Genomic DNA, 4020 nt, shown 5'->3' on the forward strand with positions numbered 1-4020 from the left:
GGCCGCCATAAAACTTGGGTTTGCCATCCGCGTCTATCTCACCGCGATCAAACTGTCCGCGCTTATCTTTGTCGCCCAAAATTTCATAGGCTTGGTTCGCTTCAGAGAAGCGCTCCTTAGCCTTTGGATTGTCTGCATTCTGGTCTGGGTGGAACTGTTTGGCCAGTTTGCGAAACGCTTTCTTGATCTCTGCCTCACTGGCATTTTTGCTAACACCAAGAACAGAATAGGGATCTCTCATCGTCATCCATCAAATTGAAATAAGGGCAGTTTATAACTCACCCATTACATAACCTTGAGTTCGATGGGGCGCAAGCAGCCGTAGCCGAACTTAGCTAATCAGACGTGAGTATTTCAGTGGTTTTAATCTAGTAGGACACGTCGCATTTGCGAAACTGAAGCGAGGAAGAGTTATTCAGTGACAGTTGCATCGGTTTGGAACGGGGCAAGCTGGACAATCTTCATTTTACGGTTGGTATCCGGGCAGCTGCGTCCCTGATAGGCTCTGACGCCGCCAACAGTGTTTGCGCTGGTCACAAAATCAGTACAACCCGCAATGCTTTCTGTTTTATCAACAGACATGAGAGAGGTGATTGTGCCGCTATTGCCGCTGACAGGATTGGTCCAGGCCATAGGTGCAAACCGGTGCTTGGTTTGCCCGCTCTCGTTCAGAGCTTCCTCAATGGTATTCGTAATAACCGTACGGTCGGTGCGATGAATTTCGCTATCCGCGACCTTTTGCTTGGTATCAACTGCCTCTGTCAGGTTCAGAGGTTCTTGATACTCACTGTTGTTCACAGATATGGACATTTGAGTGCAGGCAGGAAGTGTCAGCAAGAGCGCAGCCGAGACAAAACACGACTGGCGTAAACGGGTTTTCTTGCTATACAAAACTGCCATATTACTACTAGAGCCTCAGGTTGAATCCGTTGTTTTAACGAATTCCGGTTCATCCACAGTGTGAGGATCCTAAAGGGACTATTAACTATGAATGGTGACATCCAAAATCTGGAAGAAAAGTTTACAAATAGTTACTCTGAAAGCGTAGAGGTTCCTTTTCAACTATTTGGTGAATGGCTTGCGCTTGCAGAAAAGAGCGAGCCCAATGATCCTAATGCCATGTCAGTTGCGACTGTAGATGAGAATGGCATGCCCAATGTACGGATGTTACTCCTTAAAGGTTACAGTCCACAGGGTTTTGTGTTTTATACAAACTTTGAAAGCACAAAAGGCCGCGAAATTCTTGCTCACCCTAAGGTTGCTTTGTGTTTTCACTGGAAAAGCTTGCGCAGGCAAGTCCGGGTACGTGGCAATGTTATCCACGTAACTGAAGACCAGGCCGACGAATACTACAACTCACGGCCACGAAAAAGCCGCATTGGTGCGTGGGCGTCCAAACAATCCCGCCCATTGGAAAGCCGCTTCGCGCTTGAAAAAGAAGTTGCCAAATACGCTGCTAAATATGCTGTTGGTGATATTCCGCGTCCTGGGTATTGGAGCGGTTGCATTTTGCAACCATTGGAAATCGAATTCTGGCACGATCGTGCCTTCCGCCTGCATGACAGATTTGTCTTCAAAAGAGACAGTGCAGAAGACCAGTGGGATAAGGTACGTCTGTATCCATAATGCATTTCAGATGAAGGCAGAGCGCATTACAAACATGGTGTGCTTGGTCATTTATCAGCGCCAGAACATGAGCCGCTATTGAAAGCAAAATTAGATATGGGGCAGGGCTGCGGGATCGTCATGCAGAAGACATAACAGTTGATGCTTCTACAGGCTCGGCAAGAAATAAGGCGGCTCGCAATCCTGCGGGTCGCCTTCTTTGTTCAGATAACCAGACGCCCGTTCAGCCATCAAGTCTCTGTAAAGCCATGCCCTAATAAGGCGTGGCTTACGCATTGAAGCAGTCATCAATGTGATTGGATTACATAATCAAGCAATTCAGTTCTTGAAAAACAAGCTGGAATCTCTGATTTGTAGCCCTGACGCATCAGTCCGTCGGAAGAGGATATTCTTCCTGAACCTTAGGCTGATATGCCTCTTTCTGCTTGCCGTTACAGCAGTTCGCAGCATTGACAGCCTGAATGCCCACTGGACGATAAAGTTTGTCCAGATCAGGTTTAGCGTTTTTCTTTTGTTGCTCAGTCGTTCCGAAGGCCATTTTAGTCCGTCCCCTTGGGACAAGTTGTGTTGCAGAAATCGCGATGCTTATCCGGAATGAGTAGCCGGATAACCCGATATAAGCGTCAGCTCATATGCAGGAGTGATACTCAAATCGGGCATGAATATGTTAGCGCCAAAAAAACTAAAAAAGCCAATCTAATTTCGAGGGGGGAATTTCCCAATAAACTCAGCAATTTGAATGCATGAAACATGACGTTAACTAATTGCTCAGCGGCCTTTCTGGAAATTATTATTATTATACAAAAGGATAGGATATCAGGTTGTGAGCTAGTTAAAATTATCGCGACTAAACCATTAATGTATCAGGCTATTTTGAGTGACATTTGGCCGCGATTTCCCTGACTGCGAAACTGACAAAAAACTGTGTATTTAGTGTGCCAAGAAGCTTGTGGCTGATTGATTAGCATCGCTCATAGTGATTGGTGCTCGTAATACTCTGTATAAGTGCGTAGATTGAGCCGCTTGCATAAGAACTATTCTGCTCGGGTAATCGCCCGACGACGGTCTCCCATATAAACCGTCATATGCGCTGAAGGAAAATGACAATGAACGTGCGCGCCGTACTGTTTGATCGCGATGGAACTCTCATTGATTTCAATAGGACATGGGGCACGGTGCTCCAACATGTTCTGATGGACCTGGCAGATGGAAATCTGAAACTGGCTACCGAGCTTGGCCATCTGGTGAAGTTTGATTACGCCAGCTGTGCCTGCCAGCCGGGCAGCCCAATTCTGACTAATCCGCCAAGCGGTTACAGCGAGCCGTGGGCCAATCATCTTGGTGTTGAGTTCAACCGCGCGTTCCTGGATCGTATTGAAGACCTTATTCTGGACCATGCGGCAGACTGTGTTGCAGCATTTGATGATACAGCATCATCAATCAAGGCTCTGGCTGCGGCTGGTTTGCCGATCGGTCTGGCGACAAATGGCACAGAAGCAAGTGCAGTTGCGCAGCTGAAGCGCCTCGGCATTCTCGACTACTTCACCTTCGTTGTGGGCTACGATAGCGGACATGGTGAAAAACCAGAACCGGGCCAGCTCTTCGGGTTTGCAGAGCACACAGGTATCGAGCCTCAGCACATCGCCATGGTGGGTGACAGCCTTCACGACATGCATGCAGCCCAAAACGCAGGCATGGTGCGGGTCGCCGTAACAACCGGCGCTTTGACCGCTGAAGAGCTGAAGGGCCATTGTGATCACCTGCTCGATAGCCTGACCGATCTTGTCGACCTGGTTGGTCTGAAGGCCGCAGGTGAGGGCGCTGCTGCTTAATATTGCCTCCCGAATGCGGCGGTTCATCCGCCGCAACTCCCTCTCTCAAAATCTGCGCGAAAATAATAGCAGTATTCAACCCTCGGTAATTCTGAACTGCTAGTATCTGGTATCGTAAAGTAAAGAGCTGTAACCTTCATGCCGAATGGTTACGTTGAACTCTGAGCTGCAGATTGAAGAGAGTGGGATAGAATGACCCTGCAATTGCCCTCAAGACATTCCCGCACTGCCTTGCGCAGTCGTCGTATCGGCGCAATTGCGATTCCGTTTCTTATTCTCTCCGTTGCTGGCCATTACTTCGAGTTGTTCAACACAGAGGTGCTGCTCGTTCTCTTCGTGATCGGCTTTTTCATGGGGGCTGCTGCCATTGTGCTGGCCGCCATGGCCGTGGTTGATCTGTGGAACAACGGCGGCAAAGGGTTTGGCAACAGCTTTCTGGGCACGTTTTATGGTGCCATCGTCCTCGCCCCGCTTTTCATCGCCACACTGGGACTCTACCTGTTCCCGCCACTCAATGATGTCTCAACAGATATGGATGAGCCGCCTGCGCTGATTGCCGGAG

The 4020-nt window shown here is 48.7% G+C and carries 5 protein-coding genes and 1 pseudogene; 3 read left to right on the plus strand and 3 right to left on the minus strand.

From position 1 onward, the window contains the following. Positions 1-241, minus strand: a 241-nt coding sequence (locus PPL9_RS32105) for a DnaJ domain-containing protein (protein WP_152986808.1), incomplete at its 3' end; no start/stop codon positions are given. 170 nt (positions 242-411) lie between these two features. Beyond that, positions 412-900, minus strand: a complete 489-nt coding sequence (locus PPL9_RS22975; protein WP_057464898.1) for an RT0821/Lpp0805 family surface protein — start codon at positions 898-900, stop codon at positions 412-414. Between the two features lie 108 nt (positions 901-1008). On the opposite strand from PPL9_RS22975, the gene pdxH reads away from it, so the two are divergent. Next, the gene (pdxH, locus tag PPL9_RS22980; RefSeq protein WP_193757733.1) at positions 1009-1626 is read left to right on the plus strand and encodes a pyridoxamine 5'-phosphate oxidase; all 618 of its coding nucleotides are present in this window, start codon (positions 1009-1011) and stop codon (positions 1624-1626) included. A 367-nt stretch (positions 1627-1993) separates the two neighbouring features. On the opposite strand, the gene PPL9_RS32825 is transcribed toward pdxH, so the two are convergent. Next, positions 1994-2164, minus strand: a complete 171-nt coding sequence (locus PPL9_RS32825) for a hypothetical protein (protein WP_167550269.1) — start codon at positions 2162-2164, stop codon at positions 1994-1996. 568 nt (positions 2165-2732) lie between these two features. On the opposite strand from PPL9_RS32825, the gene PPL9_RS22985 reads away from it, so the two are divergent. Both PPL9_RS22985 and PPL9_RS22990 read left to right on the plus strand, forming a co-directional pair. Next, a complete protein-coding gene (locus PPL9_RS22985; RefSeq protein ID WP_208989573.1) occupies positions 2733-3458 on the plus strand; it encodes an HAD family hydrolase in 726 nt (241 codons plus the stop codon). A gap of 192 nt (positions 3459-3650) precedes the next feature. After that, positions 3651-4020 (plus strand): annotated as a pseudogene (locus PPL9_RS22990) (DUF1499 domain-containing protein); the annotation flags it as partial.

Source organism: Pseudovibrio sp. POLY-S9, from assembly GCF_001431305.1.
GTDB lineage: Bacteria > Pseudomonadota > Alphaproteobacteria > Rhizobiales > Stappiaceae > Pseudovibrio.